Origin of the sequence: Corynebacterium sp. NML180780 (assembly GCF_007786415.1) — a bacterium.
Lineage (GTDB): Bacteria > Actinomycetota > Actinomycetes > Mycobacteriales > Mycobacteriaceae > Corynebacterium > Corynebacterium gottingense.
This window is the reverse complement of record NZ_VNKN01000014.1, coordinates 48,736-69,196: the sequence shown is the minus strand read 5'-3', so window position 1 is coordinate 69,196 and position 20,461 is coordinate 48,736. Positions and strand designations below refer to the sequence as shown.

The 20,461-nt window shown below is 66.3% G+C and carries 16 protein-coding genes; 12 read left to right on the top strand and 4 right to left on the bottom strand.

Translation table 11 applies throughout. The features are described from left to right. The first annotated feature begins 30 nt into the window (after positions 1 to 30). Positions 31 to 1,260 (top strand): mannose-6-phosphate isomerase, class I, encoded by a 1,230-nt coding sequence (manA, locus tag FPP74_RS10205; RefSeq protein WP_144718320.1) that lies wholly within the window; start codon positions 31 to 33, stop codon positions 1,258 to 1,260. A gap of 78 nt (positions 1,261 to 1,338) precedes the next feature. On the opposite strand, the gene FPP74_RS10200 is transcribed toward manA, so the two are convergent. Continuing rightward, complete coding sequence (locus FPP74_RS10200; protein WP_186439433.1) at positions 1,339 to 5,148, bottom strand: Rib/alpha-like domain-containing protein; 3,810 nt, start codon at positions 5,146 to 5,148, stop codon at positions 1,339 to 1,341. Positions 5,149 to 5,208: 60 nt separating this feature from the next. Between FPP74_RS10200 and FPP74_RS12295 the strand changes: the two genes are divergently transcribed. Continuing rightward, positions 5,209 to 5,550: a hypothetical protein gene (locus tag FPP74_RS12295; protein WP_186439432.1), complete on the top strand. Its 342-nt coding sequence runs from the start codon at positions 5,209 to 5,211 to the stop codon at positions 5,548 to 5,550. 1,159 nt (positions 5,551 to 6,709) lie between these two features. Here the strand turns inward: FPP74_RS12295 and FPP74_RS10195 are convergent. After that, the gene (locus FPP74_RS10195) at positions 6,710 to 7,651 is read right to left on the bottom strand and encodes a hypothetical protein (RefSeq protein ID WP_144718316.1); all 942 of its coding nucleotides are present in this window, start codon (positions 7,649 to 7,651) and stop codon (positions 6,710 to 6,712) included. 186 nt (positions 7,652 to 7,837) lie between these two features. Here FPP74_RS10195 and FPP74_RS10190 point away from each other — a divergent pair, with 186 nt between their 5' ends. The 10 genes from FPP74_RS10190 (at position 7,838) to FPP74_RS10145 (ending at position 18,169) form a co-directional block, all read left to right on the top strand. Beyond that, entirely contained in the window at positions 7,838 to 8,203 is a 366-nt protein-coding gene (locus FPP74_RS10190; RefSeq protein WP_095537124.1) for a DUF4259 domain-containing protein, read from the top strand. A 10-nt stretch (positions 8,204 to 8,213) separates the two neighbouring features. Continuing rightward, the gene (locus FPP74_RS10185) at positions 8,214 to 8,828 is read left to right on the top strand and encodes a dTMP kinase (protein WP_095537123.1); all 615 of its coding nucleotides are present in this window, start codon (positions 8,214 to 8,216) and stop codon (positions 8,826 to 8,828) included. Beyond that, on the top strand, positions 8,828 to 9,511 hold the full coding sequence (gene mtrA, locus FPP74_RS10180; RefSeq protein WP_095278806.1) for an MtrAB system response regulator MtrA: 684 nt from the start codon (positions 8,828 to 8,830) through the stop codon (positions 9,509 to 9,511). The genes FPP74_RS10185 and mtrA overlap by 1 nt, the downstream gene beginning before the upstream one ends. Positions 9,512 to 9,574: 63 nt before the next feature. Then, on the top strand, positions 9,575 to 11,164 hold the full coding sequence (gene mtrB / locus FPP74_RS10175; protein WP_304505086.1) for an MtrAB system histidine kinase MtrB: 1,590 nt from the start codon (positions 9,575 to 9,577) through the stop codon (positions 11,162 to 11,164). Continuing rightward, positions 11,148 to 12,893: an LpqB family beta-propeller domain-containing protein gene (locus tag FPP74_RS10170; RefSeq protein ID WP_144718314.1), complete on the top strand. Its 1,746-nt coding sequence runs from the start codon at positions 11,148 to 11,150 to the stop codon at positions 12,891 to 12,893. Before mtrB ends, FPP74_RS10170 begins: the two co-directional genes overlap by 17 nt. Positions 12,894 to 12,921: 28 nt before the next feature. Further along, positions 12,922 to 13,539, top strand: a complete 618-nt coding sequence (locus tag FPP74_RS10165; protein WP_095555480.1) for a ComF family protein — start codon at positions 12,922 to 12,924, stop codon at positions 13,537 to 13,539. Between the two features lie 170 nt (positions 13,540 to 13,709). Then, entirely contained in the window at positions 13,710 to 14,378 is a 669-nt protein-coding gene (gene hpf / locus FPP74_RS10160) for a ribosome hibernation-promoting factor, HPF/YfiA family (protein WP_095536395.1), read from the top strand. A gap of 278 nt (positions 14,379 to 14,656) precedes the next feature. Further along, positions 14,657 to 17,221, top strand: coding sequence for a preprotein translocase subunit SecA (secA, locus tag FPP74_RS10155; RefSeq protein ID WP_144718311.1), 2,565 nt, complete (start codon positions 14,657 to 14,659; stop codon positions 17,219 to 17,221). 40 nt (positions 17,222 to 17,261) lie between these two features. Beyond that, positions 17,262 to 17,675 carry an HAD family hydrolase gene (locus FPP74_RS10150; RefSeq protein ID WP_095536393.1) on the top strand — a complete coding sequence of 138 codons (414 nt, stop codon included), beginning with the start codon at positions 17,262 to 17,264 and terminating at the stop codon, positions 17,673 to 17,675. Beyond that, positions 17,675 to 18,169: a hypothetical protein gene (locus tag FPP74_RS10145; protein ID WP_144718309.1), complete on the top strand. Its 495-nt coding sequence runs from the start codon at positions 17,675 to 17,677 to the stop codon at positions 18,167 to 18,169. Before FPP74_RS10150 ends, FPP74_RS10145 begins: the two co-directional genes overlap by 1 nt. Here the strand turns inward: FPP74_RS10145 and rsgA are convergent. Next, entirely contained in the window at positions 18,143 to 19,171 is a 1,029-nt protein-coding gene (gene rsgA / locus FPP74_RS10140; protein WP_095536391.1) for a ribosome small subunit-dependent GTPase A, read from the bottom strand. The two genes, FPP74_RS10145 and rsgA, sit on opposite strands and share 27 nt — an antisense overlap. Beyond that, a complete protein-coding gene (gene aroA, locus FPP74_RS10135; protein WP_255456133.1) occupies positions 19,171 to 20,451 on the bottom strand; it encodes a 3-phosphoshikimate 1-carboxyvinyltransferase in 1,281 nt (426 codons plus the stop codon). Before aroA ends, rsgA begins: the two co-directional genes overlap by 1 nt. Positions 20,452 to 20,461 lie beyond the last annotated feature (10 nt).

The following is a 20,461-nucleotide window of genomic DNA, read 5'->3' as shown; positions in this document are numbered from 1 at the left end:
ATCACCGAAGGAAACGAGGCACAAACACCGATGGAGCTCCTCGAACCTGCCCTGCGCACCTACCCGTGGGGCTCGCGCACCATGCTCGCCGATCTGCGCGGCACCGCGTCGCCCGCCCCCAGCCCGGAGGCGGAGCTGTGGTTCGGTGCGCACCCGGCTGCGCCGTCGACAATCGGCTCCCGCGGCCTGGACGCGATCATCGCGGACGATCCCCGCGCGGCGCTTGGGCAGCGCGTGGCCGACAAGTTCGACGAACACCTGCCATTCCTGCTCAAGCTGCTGGCGGCGGGCGCGCCGCTGTCGCTGCAAGCGCACCCGTCGAAAGCGCAGGCCGTCGAGGGGTTCCGCAGCGAGGAGGCGGCGGGCATTGACCTGCACGACCCGCGCCGCAACTACAAGGACCCGAACCACAAGCCCGAGCTGATCGTCGCGCTGACGCAGTTCAAGGCGCTCGCCGGGTTCCGCCCGTACGCGCGCACCGCCCGCCTGCTCGACGCTCTGGGCTCGCCGCTGCTCAGCCGCTACACCAGCATGGTCGACCCCAGCGAGGAAGAGGCGAGCCTGCGCGCGCTGTTTACCACCCTCATCTCGCTGCCGCGCAAGGCGAGCAATTTGCTTATCGACGAAACCGTCAACCGCGCCCGCACCCTCCTGGAAAATCCCGACGAGGCCGGGGGCGCCGGCGTGGAGCCGTGGATGGTCGAGGTGCTCACCATGTTCCTCGAGCTTGCGGCGGCCTACCCGGGCGACATCGGCGCCCTCGCGGCGCTGCTGCTGAACTACTTCACCCTGGAACCGGGCGAGGCGCTGTACCTGGACGCCGGCCAGCTGCACGCCTACCAGTCGGGTCTGGGCGTGGAGATTATGGCGAACTCAGATAACGTGCTCCGCGGCGGGCTCACGTCGAAGCACGTGGACGTGCCGGAGCTGGTGCGCGTGCTCAAGTTCGAGGCGCTAGAGTCCCCGCGGGCGAAGACCCGCGCGGCGGATGGCGGCGCGGTGGGGGAGGAGTTCGTCCTCCCCATCGAGGACTTCCGGCTGAGCCGTTACGCCCTGGGTGAGGGCGCGGAGCTGGCGGTGGAGTCGGACGGGCCAGCGATCGTGCTATGCACGAGCGGCGAGGCCGTCGGGCGCGGCGCTGCGGGGGAGGAGCTCACCCTGCGCCCGGGCCAGGCGGCGTGGGTCCCGGCGAGCGACGCGCGCGTAGTGTTCACGGCGGAGGGCGCTGACGGCGCAGAGCTGTTCCTCGCCAGCGTGTAGCGTCTGCTGCAATAACGAAGCACGCCGGCCCCGCATCCTCTGGAGTGAGGAGCGGGGCCGGCGTTGCCGTTGGGTGAGCTAGTTGGAGCTGGTCGGGCCGCCCGGCTTGCAGCTATCAACGATCAGGGCGGTGACGCCGATGCCTGCGGCGAAGAGCAGCAGGCCGCCGCCGATCGTGGCCACGTTCGTGCCGTACTGGCGGAGCTGGCCGTTAATGTCAGAGACTTGCTTGGCGATCTGCGGGTTCATGATGCCCAGGCCGTTTTGGATCTGGGAGTTCACCTGCTCGATCTGCACGGCAACCTGCTCGCGGAAGCCGGCCAGGCCCGGGATGGCTGCCTGGGTGGCGATGGCGAGCGGGACGATCGCCAGCAGCGGGAGTCCGAAGCCGATCGCGGCTGCGGAGCACTTGCCCTGGTCAATGTTGGAGCTCAGGGACGTGTCCTTGCCAGGCTTGCCGACCGCGGTGTGGGTGTTGCTGTTCACCTTCGCGTTGACGATGATGACGATCCTCTGGATCTCAGCGCCCTGCTCGTCCTTCACGGTCGCGGTGATCTCGTCGCCCGGGATGGCCTGCTCCTCGACTGCGACAACCAGGTTGCCGCGGTCGTCGATGACGGCGTCGCCGGGGCCGGCGACGGAGACAATCGCTCCCTTCGGAATCTTGCCGCCCTTGTTCGGGATGGTGAGCTTGCCGCCCGGCTCGGCGCTGCCTTCGCCCTCGGTGGCATCCCAGTGGGGTTCGAAGTAGTTGCGCTCGAACGGGTTGGTGCCGGTGTCGACTTCCTGCTTGTTGGTGCGGCCGTCGTCGTCGAAGTCAGCGTCCGGGTCGAGGATGGACTTGTCGTTGGCGTCGGTGAGCTCGAAGCGGGCGTTGGCGAAGTCGTTGGAGCCGTCGGTGAACGTGAAGTTCACGCCCACGGTCGGTGCGACGACCGGCGCGAGGGCCTCGGCGAGCTTGTCCCAGTCCTTCTGGACTGCCTTGTCCAGTGCGGAGAACTGTGCCGCCAGCTGCGCCGCGGATGGTGCCTGGGCGGTGACGGTGCCGTCCTCGTTGCCCTCGAACTTCCAGTCGGTGGCGTCGGCGGGCACCTGGACGGTGATCTCGGTGTCATCCGGGATCCCAAACGGGCCGAACGGGCGGTTCGTGTCCTTCGACTCGCCCGGGATGAGCACGTACGGGTCGCTACCGAAGGTGGCGTTGGTCTTGTCGCCCTGCAGGCGCTCGTCCTCCTTGACGGAGACCTGGACGATGTCGATCTGGTTGCCGTCCGAGTCCGTCATCGTGGCCACGATCTTGTCGCCCGGCTTGGCGTCCTCGTTGGCGGTGATGACCAGGTCGCCGTCCTTGTTGATCTCAGCGGTGCCCGGGCCGTCGACCTTCACGGTGGTGCCCACCTGGACGCGGCCGCCGTTGTTGGGAACGGTGACGTCCTCGCCGGGGTAGACGGTGTTGGCGTTGGCAGTGTTCCAGTCTGCCGGCGGTACGGGAACGCTTTCCTCGTCGAACGGGTTGGAGCGCTTCTCTACCTCGTCGCGGTTGGTGTGACCGTCGCCGTCGGCGTCAGCCTCGGGGTCGAGGAGGGAGTGGCCGTCGGCGTCGACAAGCTCGAATGCTGCGGTCGCAGCGTCGAAGGAGCCGTCGGCGTAGTCGATGTCTACCTCGACGGAGGTAGTGACCATCGGCTTGAGCACCGCTGCGAGGGTATCCCAGTCGAGGTGCGTGTACTTGGTCACGCGGGCGAACTCCTGCGCCAGATCCCTGGCGGATGGTGCCTGAGCGGTGACGACGCCGGTCTCGTTAGCCTTGTCCTCGTCGAAGGTCCAGTCGTTGGCGTCCGAACGGAACTTGGCCTCGTACTTCGTGCCCTCCGGCGCCGTCTCGTCGCCGAACGGGTTCTCGGCGCTCTTGGACTCACCCGCGGTGAGCTTCACGGTGTCGCCGTAGTTGGGGTCGAATTGCTTGTTGGTCAGCGGCTTCGGATTGACGATGACGGTCGAGCCGACGCGGTCCTGGGAGCCGTCCGGGTAGGTGACCACGACCTGCGGGTTGTACGCGCCCGGGGTGGAGGTGTCCACGTCACCGTCGAGCTCGACCTCAATGTCCTGCGGCAGCTCGTGAAGGTTCTCGATGACGTCGTGAGCCTCGAGCTTATCGCCGGCGGTGATGACCTTTTCGCGGACCTGCGGCTGGAAGTCCCAGTTGTCCGGGCGCGGCTTGATGGTGATCTTGGTGTCGATCTCCTCGGTGGAGCCGTCCGGGTAGGTGACCACGATGGTGACATCCTTGTCGATGTCATTCGGAGTCGGGTTCTCTGTGCTCAGCGAACCCTCGCCCTTGTCCTTGAAGTCCGCGGAGGTGCCGCTGGGCAGGGAGCCGATGTTTTCAATGATCTTCTCGGCATGTTCCTGGCGCAGCTTGGAGCCAGCGATGATTTCGAAGTTCTCGTCGACCGTCGGTTCGTTGACCTCTGCGTCCGTGCGGCGCTCGACGGTGAGGTCGGTAGTGACCTCTTCGGTGGAGCCGTCGGGGTACTTGACGACGATTGTGACCTCGTTCGTGCCGACGGAGCCGGTGTCGACCCTGCCCTTGAAGTTCGCAGTGATGCCCTCCGGCAGCTCATCCTTGTTGGAGATTGCCGCAAGCGGGTCGGCCGATTCGCCTTCCTTGATGGAGATACCGGTTGGAGCCGGGGTGTACTTCTCGGCGTCGGTGAGGGGGTTGACGTGGACGTTGACCTCTACCTCGTCCGTGCTTCCGTCGGTGTAGGAAACGACGATGGTGGCGGTGGTATCGCCGGGCTCGGACGTGTCGACCGGGTTCTTGAAGGTGACGTCCTTGACCGGGAGCTTGTCCAGGTTGGTGATGGCCTTCTTTGCGGCGTCGTTGGTCACCGTCGTGCCGACCTTGGTAGCGATACCGTCGCCGACGATCGGGTCGTTGACCTCTGCGTCTGTGCGGCGCTTGACGGTGAGGTCGGTAGTGACCTCGTCGGTGGTGCCGTCGGGGTAGGTGACGACGATTGTGACCTTGTTGGTACCCACGGAGGAGGTGTCAACTGCGCCCTTGAACTTGGTCGTCGTGCCCTTCGGAAGGGTGCTCAGGTTCTTGATCGCGTGGTCAGATTCCGGATTCTCACCGGTCTTCACCGTGAGCGATTGCGCTTCCGGGGTGTAGACGTCAGATGCTTTCCCGACGGTGATTTTGACGCCGGTGAGGGTGTCGGTGCTCTTGTCGGGGTAGGTCACCTTGACGTCGGCGGTTTCCTCACCGTCGGAGGTGGTGGTGTTGACGTCTTTGGTGAAGTTGAATGTGGTGCCGTCTGGTAGGTCGTCGGCGTTGGCGATGCTGTCTTTCGGATTGGGCTTCGTGCCGTATTTGGCGTCTTGGGGTTTGCCTTCTGGGGTGTAGACGTCAGATGCTTTCCCGACGGTGATTTTGACGCCGGTGAGGGTGTCGGTGCTCTTGTCGGGGTAGGTCACCTTGACGTCGGCGGTTTCCTCACCGTCGGAGGTGGTGGTGTTGACGTCTTTGGTGAAGTTGAATGTGGTGCCGTCTGGTAGGTCGTCGGCGTTGGCGATGCTGTCTTTCGGATTGGGCTTCGTGCCGTATTTGGCGTCTTGGGGTTTGCCTTCTGGGGTGTAGAGGTCAGATGCTCCGACCTGGATTTTGACGCCGGTGATGATGTCGGTGCTCTTGTCGGGGTAGGTCACCTTGACGTCGGCGGTTTTCTCACCGAGGGTGGTGGTGTCGACGTCTTCGGTGAAGTCGAATGTGGTGCCGTCTGGCAGGCTGGTGGTGTCGATGCTGGTTTCAGCAACGGGGGTGTCACCCTTGGCGACGATTTGGGTTTTTTCGGCTGCCTTCGGGTCGTAGAGGTCATTCATCGTTGTGACCGTCACCGTCACATCGAAGGCGGGAGATACAGAGCCGTCGGAGAATTCCACTTGAACTGGTACGTGATGTACCCCTTTCAATGCAATGTCGTTAGGGCGAGCGACAATTTCGCCGTTCTCGATGCGTACCCAGTCGCGATTATTCTCGAAATCCGAAACGAAGAACCTCGCCCCCTCAGGCTGCTCGTACTCTTCACCACGAGCTTTATGCGTGTCGATCAACAGTGGCGTAGGCGTAGAGCGAAATTCATTCACCCCGACGGTAATCTCGCCGACCTTCTCTGGCAGATATTGGGTGGATTGGTCTGGCTCGCCCACAAAGATATGGAAGTTGGGCAGGTCATACTGGCCGTTGCCCTTGTCATAGTCGACCTCGAGAGGGATTTCGAGTAAGCCACCACCCTCAGCATCGCGAGCGACTTCGATCTTGAGCTTATTGTCGGTGACGCTGATATTGTTTCCTGGCTGGCTAAAGAAATCCCGAGTTTTTTCAAAATCGGCGCTAGTCTCTAGCGTGTTGCGGTCTACGCTGAGGATAGCTTGCGATCCCGGTTTGCCCATATGTAGCGGCCATTTGTCGGAAGACTTCTCGCGGAACGGATCGGACCATGCAACCTCTTCCAGAATGAAAGGTTGGTCGCCCGGTTTTATCACCTGGGGGTGCCGGGGGAACTTTGGCTCGTAACGAATGTGAGCAGGAAGATCTTCTTCGCTATCGGCAAGGTAAACGTGGACATAAGTAGTAAAAGTGGTTCCGTCGAGAATAGCTTTGACCCCGAGGCGAGCCTGCTGGGCGTCGTTTGGAATCCCATTGGTTAAATCAAGGGTCATACTGCCGTCGTCGTGAAAGTCCACCCAGCTCAAGTCGTCACCATTTTGCACCAACTCGTATGTGACCCCAGAAGGTTCTGGGCGCTGCAGCTCGGAAGGGTAGAACTCCCAGTACTCGGGGGCGGGGACTTTTACTTTTTGGCCGACCTGTCCCAAGATGAAGTCGGGGTAGGTTGGTACGTAGCTCTGGTACCACGCATAGCCGGTCCCCGTTCCCTCGAGTCCCACGGGTTTGCCGTCTTCCTGCGTCGGGATTGCAGTGTCATCGCGCTCCGGTACTGCCGGCGCTTCGTCTTCGGCTTGCGCGTACGCTGCCGGCGGAGCTGCGATGCTTACCGCGGCGGTGCCAGTGATGGCCAGGGTGGCGGCCATTGACGCGGCGAGCGCGGGGCGAAGATCAATCTTGCGGGGGGTGAAGATAGACCGCATGTAGGTCCCTTTCTGAGGAGACGGCTAATAGGAAGAATCAGTCCCGGGGAACCTTATCTACGGCACCAAACTGTTTTGAAAAACGCTTGATGCAGGGTTGGAGGGACCTTTGTATGGAATGTTACGGCATTGGTCATACAAAGGCACGGGGAGGCGCTGATACGTGTCGCTAAAATGGGGGTAACCGGGGAATCCCAGCGCAGTGTGGGTGAGGCGGCTGAAAACGGGGAACTCGGAAAATTAGTGGCGCACCTTGGATTTTCCTGTAATCGTCGGCGCTCGTCGCGAGCTCTTAGTGGCGGAAGTTGCCCACCCAACGCTGCCAGGCGTGCTGGGCGTCGGAGGAGAAACCTCCGGGCTGCGGCGCGGCCGCTTCCTGTGGCTGCTCGGAGGGGGCTGCGGGTGCTTCCGGCGCTGCCGGCTCTGCCGGTGCCTGCTGCTGCGGAGTGCCCGGTTCGCTCTGGCTTTCGTTGGCGCCATCGTTGAGGCCCATCGGACGCAGTGCCTCGGAGGCCTGCTGTGCTGCCTCGCTGGCGGCGGACTGTGCTGCGGATTCGGCCGCGCTCGCCGGGTTCTCCGCACCTTGGTCGCCCGGGCCGCCCTGGCCGCCCGGGGTTGCGGATGCGGTTGGCTCCGTCGCCGGTGCGGCGGTCGTGGGCTCGCCGTTCTGGGCGCCGGCGGTGCCCGGGGTGCCCGCAGCGCCCGGCTGCGCCGAACCGTTCGCGCCGCCGGTGGCGCCCGTGGTCGCCTGCGCCTCGGGGCCTGCCACCGCAGTCGTGGGCATCACGGTCGTGGGCACCACGTTGGTGGGGCGGAAGACGCGCGTGGACTGGTTCGACGGCTGTGCGGTACCCACCACCGCGTGCTGCGGCGCGTACGGGTCGGAGTTCAGGTTGTAGTTGGAACCGCCGCCCTGCTGGGCGGGCGCGGCCTGGTACGCGTCGGTGTCGTGGTGCGCGTTCTGGTGGCGAGGGTCCTGGTTGTCCCCGCTGGTGGTGGAGGAATTGTGGTCCACGGGGGCGTCGCTAAGCGCCGTTGCCTTCGTGGACTTCGAGATTGCAGACTCGGTGCTGGAGGCGGAGGTGTCCGGATGCTTCGTGTCGCTATCCGTGACGTACCCGGCCTGCGCGGAGCGGTCGGAGGCGGAGGTGTTGAACACCACGATGCCCACCACGATGGCTACCAGGATGCCGGCCGTCATGAAGAGGCCCACGCGGGGCTGGTTGTCCTTCATCGCTCCTCCTCTCGCATGTCACGCTATTGAGTCAAAAGTGTTACAACCCTATAACAAAAGTTGCGCTGAAGCCGTTATAGCACGCCGAAGGGGGAAATTTGTGTCCGAGTGATCGCAAACACACCCGCGGCGGCGCGATCGTGGTAGACCTAAGGGGCAAACTGCCCAATTTAGAAGGAGACGCCGATGAGTACGTGGGACGAGGAAATCTTTTCCATCGACGCCAACACTGACTTTCTCGACGAGCTGGATGCCCTCGAGGGTGACGAGCTCGAGCAGGCGCTTATCGACGCCGTGCTGCTGGCCGCCAACCAAGACCCCAGCACCGTCAGCGAGGACGAGCTGCTGAACGCCCAGGCCGCGGCGACGATCGTGGCCATCTGGTCCGGCGCCCCCTTCTCCGCGGGCGAGACGGCCGATACGTACACCTTTATCCGCACGCACAACGGCGCGCTGGACGAGGAAACCGCGGAGGCGGCCACGTCCGTGCTCGAGGCCGCGGCCGAGCGCACCGACGTGGACCTGGACCAGTTCCTCGAAGCGCTGGCGTAGGCGCGCGAGCATGATCATCGCAGTCGAAGGCATCGACGGCGCCGGAAAGAACACCCTGGTCCAGGCGCTGCGCCGCGAGCGGGGTGCGGACGCGCTGGCGTTCCCCCGCTACGCGGACTCGATCCACGCGCAGCTGGCGCAGCAGGCGCTGCACGGGAAGATGGGCGACCTGACCGACTCCGCGTACGGCATGGCCACCATGTTTGCGCTGGACCGCTTCGGGGCGAGGGCGGACATCGCGCGCTACAAAGGCAGCGACGAGCTCGTGATCCTGGACCGCTACGTGGCGTCCAACGCGGCGTACTCCTGGGCGCGCACCGGCGACGAGACGGTGGTGGAGTGGGTCCGCGAGCTCGAGTTTGACCGGCTCGGCCTTCCTCTGCCGGACCTGCAGGTGCTCGTGGACACGCCCCCGGAGGTCGCGCAGGAGCGGGCAGTCCAGCGCGCGGCGCAGGACGCCTCGCGCGAGCGCGACCGTTACGAGCGGGATGCGCAGCTGCAGCGCGACACCCACGGCGCCTACGTGTCCCTGGCGGAAGCCGGCTGGGTGAGTCCGTGGATTCGCACCAATGATGCGGGCACTATTATGCAAGCAGTGAAAGACTTCTACGCCAAGGAGCCGTAATGCAGCCGAAGATCCTCGTTGTTGATGATGACCCAGCCATCAATGAGATGCTCACTATCGTGCTGGAGGCCGAGGGCTTCCGCACCGCGTCCGTCCAGGACGGCGCGGAGGCGGTGGACGCGTTCCATAGCTTTGACCCGGACCTGATCCTGCTGGACCTCATGCTCCCGGGCGTCAACGGCATTGACATCTGCCGCGAGATCCGTCGCACCTCTCCGGTGCCCATCGTCATGCTCACCGCGAAGACCGACACGGTCGACGTGGTGCTCGGCCTGGAATCCGGGGCGGACGACTACATCACCAAGCCGTTCAAGCCGAAGGAGCTGGTGGCCCGCATTCGCGCCCGTCTGCGCCGTACCGACGACCAGGCCAGCGACGTCCTCCACGTGGGTGACCTGACCATTGACGTCCCGCAGCACATCGTTAGCCGCGGCAGCGAGGAGATCTCGCTGACCCCGCTGGAGTTCGACTTGCTGCTGGAGATGGCGCGTAAGCCCAACCAGGTGCACACCCGCGAGGAGCTGCTGGAAACGGTGTGGGGCTACCGCAACGCCTCGGACACCCGCCTGGTCAACGTGCACGTGCAGCGCCTGCGTTCCAAGATCGAGCGCGACCCGGAGAACCCGGAGATCATCCTGACCGTGCGCGGTCTGGGCTACAAGACCGGCAAGCCGGGGGTGTAGCACATAAAGCGCAACGCAGTCTGGCGGGCGAGAGAGCGCGTCGCAGAATCTTGGCGCACCTCCCTGCAGGTGCGGTTCGTGGGCACGGTGCTCATCGTCTCCACCGTGGTCATGCTCGTGCTCGGCTTCGCCATGGCTTCCGTGGTCACCCAGCGCATCGCCGCCACCAAGCTCGACGCGGCGAGCGTGGAGATTGACCGCGCGCGGGTGATGGTGGAGGACCAAGTCAACACCACCGGCAGCGCGTCCTCCCTGCAGGTGCGGCTGAACTCAGCGCGCGCCGCGCTGACGCAGCGCTCCCAGCAAAGCGCTGAGGCCCCGAGCGTGTACGAACCGGTCCTGGTGGTCAGCGGCGGCCCCGGCGCCGGTACCTCCTCGCCGGAGTCCTTCTCCATCCCGGAGCGGCTGCGGACTTACGTGTCCGAGGGCAACGTCGCCTACCAGTACTCCAGTGTGGAGCGCGCTGACGGCACGACCTACAACGCCCTCATCATCGGTACGCCGACAAACGCGGACGTGCAGGACCTCCAGCTGTACCTGGTCATGAACATGGACAACGAGGCCTCCACGCTCGCGCTTATGCGCGGCCTGATCGCGTCGGCGGCGGTGATTGTCATCGTGCTGCTGGTGGGCATCGCGTGGCTCGCCTCGCAGCAGATCGTCGCGCCTGTGCGCTCGGCGTCGCGCACGGCAGAGCGCTTCGCCTCCGGCCACCTCCGCGAGCGTATGCCCGTGGACGGCGAGGACGAGATGGCGGTGCTCGCACTGTCCTTCAACAACATGGCGGACAAGATCTCGCAGCAGATCAACCACCTTGAGCAGTACGGCGACCTGCAGCGGCAGTTCACCTCGGACGTCTCCCACGAGCTGCGCACCCCGCTGACCACGGTCCGTATCGCCGCCGACATGATCGCCGCCAATGAGGACGAGCTGGATCCGGCGACCAAGCGCGCCTCGCAGTTGATGATCAGCGAGCTCGACCGCTTCGAGGCCCTGCTCACCGACCTGCTCGAGATCTCCCGCCACGACGCCGGTGTCGCGGACCTCTCGCTGGCAAACATCGACGCCCGCGGGCCCATCGAGTCGGCCTGGGCACAGACGAAGCACCTGGCAGAGGAGCTCGAGGTCGAGGTGCTTTTCGACGTCCCCGAGGACCCCGTCAACATCGAGGGAGACCCGCGACGCATCGAGCGCATCGTGCGCAACCTCATGTCCAACGCCATCGACCACTCCGAGGGCAACCCGGTGCGCGTGGTGCTGCGCGCCAACGACGAGGCTGTCGCCATCACCGTCACCGACGGCGGCGTGGGCCTCCAGCCCGGCCAGGAGGAGCTGGTGTTCAACCGCTTCTGGCGCGCGGACAAGTCGCGCAAGCGCCATTCCGGCGGCACCGGGCTGGGCCTGGCCATTGCCCGCGAGGACGCGCTGCTGCACAAGGGAACGCTCGACGCGGCGGGCACCCCGGGCGTGGGCGCGCAGTTCCGGCTCATTCTGCCGCGCCACACCGAGGACGGGTTCACCGAGGAGCCCCTGCCGCTGGTCGCCCCGGGGGCGGAGCTGGAAGCGGCGGCGGAGCCTGCGGAACCTGCGGGGCCGGCGGCACAAGAAGACACTGCGGCGCTGAAGGAGGCGACAGATGCGGAGGAACGGTAAGGCCAAGGCGGCGGTGGCGGTGGCGTCGATAATCGCCCTGACCACTGGATGTACCTCCTTGCCCGCGAATACTGACCCGCACGTGCTGCATCCCTTTGACGAGCAGACCGCGGGCGGCCCGGACGTGACCCCGGTGCAGGGGCGAGAGCCGGACCTGCTGCTGCGCGACTTTTACAGCGCGGCCGCGGTTCCCGCCGGCGACTACGAGGCGGCGCGCGCGTTCCTCACGGGCGACGCGCGCTCGGCGTGGGACCCGCGCGTGCAGACGCTGGTGGTGGACAGCCTCGGGGTGACCACGCTGGTCGGCAGCGCGGGGAACAAGCGCAGCTTCAGCGTCCACGGCGACGTGGTCGGCGAGCTGCACGACGGCGGCGCGTTCACCCCGGAGCACGGCTCGTACGAAGCCACGATCGAGCTCGAGCTTGTCGACGGCGAGTGGCGCATTTCCTCGCTTCCGTCCGGCGTGGTGCTGGAGCGCAGCGAGATGCGCGACGAGTACCAGCCCTACGACCTCTACTTCTTCGACCCCGCCGGCAACGAGCTCATCACGGATCGTCGCTGGGTCTACGCCCGCCGCGAGTCGCTGCCGAGCGCCCTGATCTCCCTGATCACGCAGGGGCCGTCGGACCGCCTCCAGCCCGCGGTGTCCAGCCCGAACGCGCTCGCCTCTGCGGAGGAGGAGGACGCGACGATCGCGTACACCGGCTTCAACGACGGCGCGTACCAGTTCACCGGCTTCGGCGGCATGGACGAACAGACGCGCAAGCAGTTCGCCGCGCAGGTGGTCTGGACGCTCGCCTCCGCCGGCGTGACCGGGCCCTATAACCTGCAGGCCGACGGGGAAGCGCTCTTCGACGGCGCCGACAAGCTCACCGTCGACGACTTCGCCGAGTTCAGCCCCCTCGTGGACCTCGTGGGCGACAGCACGCTCTATTCGCTTACCGACGGCCACGTGTCCCGCGTCAGCGGCGGCACCGCCAGCCAAGTCGACGGCCCGCTTGGGCAGGACGGCAACGTCATGACCGCCGACATCTACGGCGAGGACGCCTGGGCCGGCGTCTTCGGCGACGGACCCGAGGGCGAGGACGACGCGTTCCGCGTCGGCCGCTTCGGCGGAGGAGACGAAGAGGTAGTGAAGGGAAAGACGTTCTCCAGGCCCACCTTCGAGCCGAACGCGGCCGCCGTGTGGATCGTTGCGGAAGGCAAGAACGTACTGCGCACGTGGCGGTCCACCGCCACCGGCGAGTACACCACGAGCGAGATCACCGTCGACCTGCCGGAAGGCGTGGAAGGCAACATTTCGGTGCTACGCCTGTCGCGAAGCTCGGCGCGCGTCCTCATGATCATCGACGGCCACCTGTACACCGGCATCGTGCAGCGCGGGCAGACCGGCGATCGCTCCATCGTGAACGTGATGGAGTACGCCTCCGAGCTCGGCGGGTCGTTCATCACCGCCGAGTGGCAGCCGGACGGGTCGCTGCTGGCCGGCACCTCCAGCGCGGCCGCGCCGGTGCTGCGGGTGGAGCAGGACGGTTCCTCCACGACCACGCTATCCGCGGGCAACATTTCCGCGCCGGTGGTGGCCGTGGGCACTTCGCCGAACATGCTCTACGTCACCGACGCCAACGCGTTGCTGCAGATGCCCATCTCCGGTGCGGACAACCCGCTGTGGCGCGAGGTCCCGGGCCTGCTGGGCACCCGCGCGCTGCCGATTGTGGCCCGCCACTAGGCAGCGGTGCCTGGGGAGGGGGAAGACAATGCTTGGGGGCGTCGCCGACCTGATCCTGCCGCGCTACTGCGCCGGCTGCGGCGAGCCGGGCGCGGTCCTGTGCGGGCGTTGCCGCACCCTGCTGGCGGCGCCGCCGACCCGCGTGTTCCCCAACGTCGCCGTCCACGCGCCCGTCTTCGCGCTCGGCCCGTACGCGGACGCGCACCGCGGCGTCATCCTGGCGATGAAGGAGCGCAAGAACCTCGCGGTGCGCCGCCACGTCGGCGCCGTCATCGGGGCCGCGGTGGAATTCCTCGAGGTGCGCGGTGACCTCGCGGACGTGGACGTGCTCGTCCCCGCGCCGACGCGTGCCGCGAGCGCGCGAGAGCGCGGCGGCGACCCGGTGCAGGCCGTGTGCCAAGCGAGCGGGCGCGCGACGGTGCCCGCGCTGGAGTTGGACCCGCGCACCGCGGACCAATCCGAGCTGGACGAGGCGGGCCGTAGGGCCAATCTGGCGGGGGCAGTGCGGGTGACGGCTACCCCCGCTGGAAACGTGGTGGTCGTAGATGACGTGGTGACTACGGGGGCAACGCTGGGGGCGAGCGTGGCCGGGCTGCTGGCCCACGGGGTACGGGTCGTCGGCTGCCTCACGCTGGCCGAGGCGTGAATGAAAGTGCAGGCAAGGGTGGGTTCTGCGTGGTATACGTGCCACCGGCTGCGTGGCGCGGGCGCGTTCAGGAAATTGGGCGGGAGTTCTTTGGAAAAACAGACATATTGGTTATGACCAGTTGTATAGTGGACGTAGACCGAGTTCCTACTACTCAAGGGAGGACGCAGATGACTTCTGCAGACCAACACGACAGCCTGAGCCCCAACGCGCAGGTGACCATCACCGGCCGAAATGTCGATGTCCCTGAGCACTTCCAAGAGCGCGTGAACGCCAAGCTTGCCAAGGTGGAAAAGCTTGACCCGTCGCTTACCTTCTTCCACGTCGAGCTGCAGCACGAGCCCAACCCGCGCCGCGAGGCGCAGGCGCAGCGCGTGCAGATCACCGCAACCGGCAAGGGCCACCTCGCCCGCGCCGAGGCGAAGGAGGACAGCTTCTACGCCGCGCTCGAGTCCGCGCTGGGCAAGATGGAGCGCTCCCTGCGCAAGGTGAAGGTCCGTCGCCAGGTTGCCCGGTCCGGCCACCGCGCGCCGAAGTCCACCGGCCAGATCGCCGCTGAGCTGGCGCAGGAGGCCGAGGAGGCACGCAACAAGGCGGAGAATAACTACGACGTTGACCCGTACGCGGCCACCATTGAGGACGTGGAGCCGGGCCAGGTCGTGCGTCGCAAGGAGCACCCCGCCACCCCGATGAGCGTGGACGAGGCCCTCTCCGAGATGGAGCTGGTGGGCCACGACTTCTTCCTCTTTGTGGATGAGGAGTCCAAGCGCCCGTCCGTGGTGTACCGCCGCCACGCCTACGATTACGGCCTGATCGTCCTCGCGGACGCCGAGGCCTAAGCGCTGACGCCGGCTGTACCGCCCGCGCATCCCGAGTTCGCACGGGGTGCGCGGGCGGTTGTTGTGTGCGGTGGCGGAGGGGAGGGGGCTCGGGGGCGTCGATAAGCATGCGCCCTTGCGCTCACATCAACCTTTTACCGGACAGTCAGGCCGGTGGTTGCCAACAGCTGGAGGAATATGCGTACAATTGCCCGTTGGTACACCATAATGAACTCCACGTAGAACGCGTTTTTCGCATTCGCTACGCCAAGAACTGACTCAAGAAGGATTCGCACAACGTGTTTGGACTTTCCAAGTTGCTCCGCGCCGGTGAAGGGCGCACCGTCAAGCGCTTAGCCAAGATTGCTGACCAGGTCATGGCGCTGGAAGGGGAATACGAGGCCCTGACCGACGAGGAGCTCAAGGCGAAGACTGACGTGTTCAAGCAGCAGGTCGAAGAGGGCGCGTCGCTGGACGACATCCTCGTCGACGCGTTTGCCACCGCCCGCGAGGCGTCGTGGCGCGTGCTGGGGCAGAAGCACTACAAGGTGCAGATTATGGGTGGCGCGGCGCTGCACTTTGGCTCCGTCGCCGAGATGAAGACCGGTGAGGGCAAGACCCTGACCTCGGTGCTGCCCGCATACCTCAACGGCCTGTCCGGCAAGGGCGTGCACATCGTCACGGTCAACGATTACCTGGCCAAGCGTGACGCGGAAATGATGGGCCGTGTGCACCACTTCCTCGGCCTGGACGTGGGCGTGATCCTCTCCGAGATGCGCCCGGACGAGCGCAAGAAGGCCTACGCGGCCGCGATTACGTACGGCACCAACAACGAGCTGGGCTTTGACTACCTGCGCGACAACATGACGCGCTCCATGAACGACATGGTGCAGCGCGGCCACAACTACGCCATCGTGGATGAGGTCGACTCGATCCTCATCGATGAGGCGCGTACACCGTTGATTATTTCCGGCCCCGTCGACGGCTCGAGCCAGTACTACACCGTCTTCGCACAGCTGGCGCCGCGCATGCGCGAAGGGAAGCACTACGAGGTGGACCACCGCAAGCGCACCATCGGTATTACTGAGGACGGCGTGGAGTTCGTGGAGGACCAGCTGGGCATTACCAACCTCTACGCGCCGGAGCACTCGCAGCTGGTGAGCTACCTCAACAACGCCATCAAGGCGAAGGAGCTCTTCGAGCGCGACAAGGACTACATCGTCCGCCAGGGCGAGGTCATGATCGTGGACGGCTTCACCGGCCGCGTGCTGGCCGGCCGCCGCTACAACGAGGGCATGCACCAGGCCATTGAGGCCAAGGAGCAGGTGGAGATCAAGAACGAGAACCAGACGCTGGCTACCGTCACGCTCCAGAACTACTTCCGCCTGTACGACAAGCTGGCGGGCATGACCGGTACCGCCGAGACCGAGGCGGCCGAGCTGCACCAGATTTACAAGATGGACGTCGTGCAGATCCCGCCGAACCGTCCGAACCAGCGCCAGGACCGCGATGACCTGATCTACAAGACGCAGGAGGCCAAGTTCGCGGCCGTGGCCGAGGACATTGCAGAGCACTCGGAGAAGGGCCAGCCGGTGCTGGTGGGCACCACCTCGGTGGAGCGTTCCGAGTACCTGTCGCAGCTGCTTACCCGCAAGGGCGTGAAGCACAACGTGCTCAACGCGAAGCACCACGAGGAAGAGGGCCGCATCATCGCCGAGGCCGGCCTGCCGGGCCGCGTGACCGTGTCCACCAACATGGCCGGCCGCGGTACGGACATCGTGCTGGGCGGCAACCCGGAAATTCTGCTGGACGCGAAGCTGCAGGCGCAGGGCCTGGACCCGTTTGAGAACGAGGAGGGCTACCAGGAGGCGTGGGACGCACAGCTCCCGGCCGCAAAGGAGCGCTCCAAGCAGCTTGGTGATGAAGTCCGCGCCGCCGGCGGCCTCTACGTCATCGGCACCGAGCGCCACGAGTCGCGCCGCATTGACAACCAGCTGCGCGGCCGCTCCGGCCGCCAGGGTGACCCGGGCGAGACCCGCTTCTACCTCTCCATGCGCGACGAGCTCATGGTGCGCTTCATGGGCCAGTCCATGGAGAACATGATGAACCGCCTCAACGTGCCGGACGACGTGCCGATCGAGGCGAAGATGGTCTCCAACGCCGTGAAGGGCGCGCAGGCCCGCGTGGAGAACCAGAACTTTGAGATGCGCAAGAACGTGCTCAAGTACGACGAGGTGCTCAACGAGCAGCGCAAGGTGGTCTACCGCGAGCGCCAGGAAATCCTGGGCTCCAAGGACATCAAGGACCAGGTCCGCCGCATGATCGATGACACCGTCGGCGCCTACGTCGAGGGAGCCACCATGAACGGTTACGTGGAGGACTGGGACCTGCGCGAGCTGTGGAACGCGCTCGACTCCCTCTACGGCCCGACGGTGTCCTCCGAAGAGCTCGTCGAGGGCTCCACCTACGGCAGCCCGGGCGAGATCAGCGCCTCCGAGCTGCGCCAGGCGCTTATCGACGATGCGCAGGCCCAGTACGACAAGCTCGAGGAGAACGTCGCCGCGATCGGCGGGGATGACCAGATGCGCAACATCGAGCGTTCCGTGATCCTGCCGATCATCGACACCAAGTGGCGCGAGCACCTCTACGAGATGGACTACCTGAAGGAAGGCATCGGCCTGCGCGCGATGGCGCAGCGTGACCCGCTGGTGGAGTACCAGAAGGAAGGTGGCGACATGTTCGCCGCCATGAACGAGGCCGTCCAGGAGGAGACGGTGCGCCAGCTCTTCCTCATCCGCAAGCAGTTCGAGGGGCAGAACGGCACTGAGGGCTCCGGCGACGCACCGCAGGGTCAGCAGGCCTAAATTCCCGTACACTACCGGGAGTGAAGAAAGGAGAGAGGCAATGCAGGGACTGATTATTGATTACGCCGGCGTCCTGGACCAGGACCCGGAGGATGTCGCCCGCTGGCGCGAGCTCATCGCCGAGGTGAAGAAGCAGGAGATCTCCGTCGGCATCCTGTCCAACGAGGAGGCGGACAGCCCGATGGCGGAGGCCATCCGCGAGTGGGAGTTCCGCGGCGACGTGGACGCCGTCGTCCTCTCCGGCGAGGTCGGGGTGGGCAAGCCTGACCGCGCCGCGTTCCAGGCCGCGGCCGACGCCATCGACGTGATCATCAACGACTGCGTGATGATCGACGACGACATTGTCAACGTCCGCGCGGCCGTCGAGTTCGGCATGATCGGCATCCTGCACACCGCCTTCGAGCGCACCGCGGTGGAGATCCAGACCCTGTTCGGAGTTGAGGGCGAGTTCTAATGCGCGTCTACATCCCCGCCACCTTCGCCATGCTGGAACAGCTCAACGAGCAGGGCGTCCTGCACGCCCGCAACGGGTGGGGCTTCGCCGCCACCCCGGAGCTCACCGAGTTTTTCACCTCCGGTGACCAGGAGGAGATCGAGGCCATCGCGTTCGATGACGCGGCGCTCGCCTCGATCCGCTTGCTCGCCATCGGCGACGAGGAGCGTTTCCCGCACCGCCGCGTCGTCGTGTCCGCCGACGTTGACGCCACCGGCGAGCCGGACATGGGCGAGTCCGTGGTCAAGGTTGTCGGCCCCGTCGAGCTCAAGGACGTCGCCGCCGTCCACGTGGACGTGCGCGAGGCTGAGGACGCCACGAAGCGGGCCACCGAGCTCATCGACGCCGCCGATCTCGGCGACGAGGACGCCGAGCTGGCCGTGGGCGACGCCCAGGACAACTACATGGCGTTCTTCGACCCCAGCGAGCTACCGTTCCTCATCGAGCTGCTTTAGCTCCCACTCATTATTCGAGTGCAGCGCAGCCAACAGGTTGCGCACCGCCGCCGCTCGCCTGCCCACAGGCGAGTCGGCGGCGAAGTCGTCCCACGCGCACTCCGGGTCCGCGGGCGGTCCCAGGTGGGTGCAGCCGCGCGGGCAAGCGTCCGCGGCCTCGGACAGGTCCGGGAAGACGTCGATGATCTGCTCCGGCTGGACGTGCGCCAGCCCGAACGACCGGATGCCGGGGGTGTCGATGATCCAGCCGCCGCCCGGGCCGGTGAGCTCCAGGGCGACGGATTGGGTTGAGGTGTGGCGCCCCTTGCCCACGCCGGAGACGTCGCCGGTTTCGCGCTGGGCGTCCGGCACGATGCGGTTGACCAGGGTGGACTTGCCCACGCCGGAGTGGCCGATGAGGGCGGAGACGTGGGCGTCGAGAAGCTGCTTGAGCGTCGCCAGGTCGTCGTCCGTGCCCGTGCGGAGCACCTGCACGTCCAGGTCTGCGATCTCGCGCTCAAAGTCGGTGGGGTCGTCGAGGTCGGACTTGGTCACGCAGACCACGGGGCGCACCCCGCCGACGAACGCGGCAATGAGGGCGCGCTCGACAAAGCCGGTGCGCGGCGGAGGGTCGGCCGCGGCGACGACGATGAGCAGGAGCTCCGCGTTGGCCACGATGATCCGCTCGTAGGGGTCCGTGTCGTCGGCGGTGCGCCGCAGGACGGAGGTGCGGTCGGCGCGTTTGACGATGCGCGCGATCGTGTCCTTCTTGCCCGACGTATCGCCGACGACGCCGACGCGGTCGCCGACCTCCAGGCTCGTGCGCTTCAGCTGGCGGGCGCGGATGCAATTGACCACCGGGCCGTCATCGAGGACGACGCCCCAGCGGCCGCGGTCCTTGGTGACCACCATGCCGTAGACGGCGTCGTTGTGGCTGGGCCGGTCCTTCGAGCGGGGGCGCTTGCCCTTGCCGGGGCGGACGCGGACGTCGGACTCGTCGTAGTCGGAAAAGCGACGGCCCATTAGCCCTCCACCATCGCGGTCCACATGTCGGCGAACCCGGGCAGGGTCTTCGCGGTCGTGGCGATGTTTTCCACCTGCACGCCTTCCACGGCCAGGCCGAGGATGGCGCCGGCGGTGGCCATCCGGTGGTCCTCGTAGGAGTGCCAGGTACCGCCGTGCAGCGTGGCAGGGGAGATGCGCAGACCGTCCGACAGCTCCTCGCAGGAGCCGCCGAGCCGGTTGATCTCCGTGGTCAGTGCCTCGAGGCGGTTTGTCTCGTGGCCGCGCAGGTGTGCGATGCCGGTGAGCTCGGACGGGGTGGCCGCCAGGGCGGCCAGCGCCGCGACGGTCGGGGTGAGCTCGCCGATGTCGCTCATGTCCAGGCGGATGCCGCGCAGGTTGCCGCGCTGCGGGCCGCGCACCTGGAGGGTGTGGTCGGCGCCGGTGGCGTGCAGCTCGACCTCGCAGCCCATGCGCTCGAGGATGTCGCGGATCACGTCGCCCGGCTGCGTGGTCTGGATCGGCCAGTGCGGCACGGCGGCGACGCCGCCGGTGACGGCCGCGGCGGCGAGGAACGGGGTGGCGTTGGACAGGTCCGGCTCGATGACCCACCGGTTCGGCCGGATTGGTTGCGGCTCGACCTTCCAGGTGTGGGCGGTGGCGGTGGTGTGCACGTCGGCGTCGGCAAGCATGGCCACCGTCATCTCGATGTGGGGCATGGACGGCAAGGTGCCGCCGGAGTGGGTGATGGTCACGCCGCGGTCGAAGCGCGGCGCGGCCAGCAGGAGGCCGGAGACGAACTGGGAGGAACCGGACGCGTCGATGGTCACCGCGCCGCCGTCGGCGCGGCCGGTGCCGTGGACGGTGAAGGGGAGCGCGTCGCCCGCCACGGCGACGCCGAGGTGGCGGAGCGCGTCCAGGATGGTGCCCATGGGGCGGGCCTTGGCTTGCACGTCGCCGTCGAAAAGCACCGGGCCCTGCGCAAACGCGGCGACGGCGGGCACGAACCGCATGACGGTGCCCGCGAGGCCGCAGTCCACCTCTGCGCCGTGGAGTTCGCCGGGCGTGACGCGGATTTCCTCGCCGCTGTGGGTGAACGTGGTGCCCATCGCGGCGAGCGCGGATTCCATGAGTTCCGTGTCTCGCGAGCGCAGCGCGCCGACGACGGTGGACTCGCCGTTGGCGAGCGCGGCGAGGACGAGCGCGCGGTTGGTCATCGACTTCGACCCCGGCACCTGCTGCGTGTGCGAGATAGGGTCGGGCGAAAACGGTGCGGTCCACAGTTCAGTCATGCGGTCCATCATAATAGAG

What these genes read in the sequence shown, in the direction of transcription:
- manA (WP_144718320.1), top strand. Translation starts at nt 31, where the DNA reads ATGGAGCTCCTCGAACCTGCCCTGCGCACCTACCCGTGGGGCTCGCGC.
- FPP74_RS10200 (WP_186439433.1), bottom strand. Translation starts at nt 5,148, where the DNA reads ATGAATGACCTCTACGACCCGAAGGCAGCCGAAAAAACCCAAATCGTC.
- FPP74_RS10195 (WP_144718316.1), bottom strand. Translation starts at nt 7,651, where the DNA reads ATGAAGGACAACCAGCCCCGCGTGGGCCTCTTCATGACGGCCGGCATC.
- FPP74_RS10190 (WP_095537124.1), top strand. Translation starts at nt 7,838, where the DNA reads ATGAGTACGTGGGACGAGGAAATCTTTTCCATCGACGCCAACACTGAC.
- FPP74_RS10185 (WP_095537123.1), top strand. Translation starts at nt 8,214, where the DNA reads ATGATCATCGCAGTCGAAGGCATCGACGGCGCCGGAAAGAACACCCTG.
- mtrA (WP_095278806.1), top strand. Translation starts at nt 8,828, where the DNA reads ATGCAGCCGAAGATCCTCGTTGTTGATGATGACCCAGCCATCAATGAG.
- FPP74_RS10170 (WP_144718314.1), top strand. Translation starts at nt 11,148, where the DNA reads ATGCGGAGGAACGGTAAGGCCAAGGCGGCGGTGGCGGTGGCGTCGATA.
- FPP74_RS10165 (WP_095555480.1), top strand. Translation starts at nt 12,922, where the DNA reads ATGCTTGGGGGCGTCGCCGACCTGATCCTGCCGCGCTACTGCGCCGGC.
- hpf (WP_095536395.1), top strand. Translation starts at nt 13,710, where the DNA reads ATGACTTCTGCAGACCAACACGACAGCCTGAGCCCCAACGCGCAGGTG.
- FPP74_RS10150 (WP_095536393.1), top strand. Translation starts at nt 17,262, where the DNA reads ATGCAGGGACTGATTATTGATTACGCCGGCGTCCTGGACCAGGACCCG.
- FPP74_RS10145 (WP_144718309.1), top strand. Translation starts at nt 17,675, where the DNA reads ATGCGCGTCTACATCCCCGCCACCTTCGCCATGCTGGAACAGCTCAAC.
- rsgA (WP_095536391.1), bottom strand. Translation starts at nt 19,171, where the DNA reads ATGGGCCGTCGCTTTTCCGACTACGACGAGTCCGACGTCCGCGTCCGC.
- aroA (WP_255456133.1), bottom strand. Translation starts at nt 20,451, where the DNA reads ATGGACCGCATGACTGAACTGTGGACCGCACCGTTTTCGCCCGACCCT.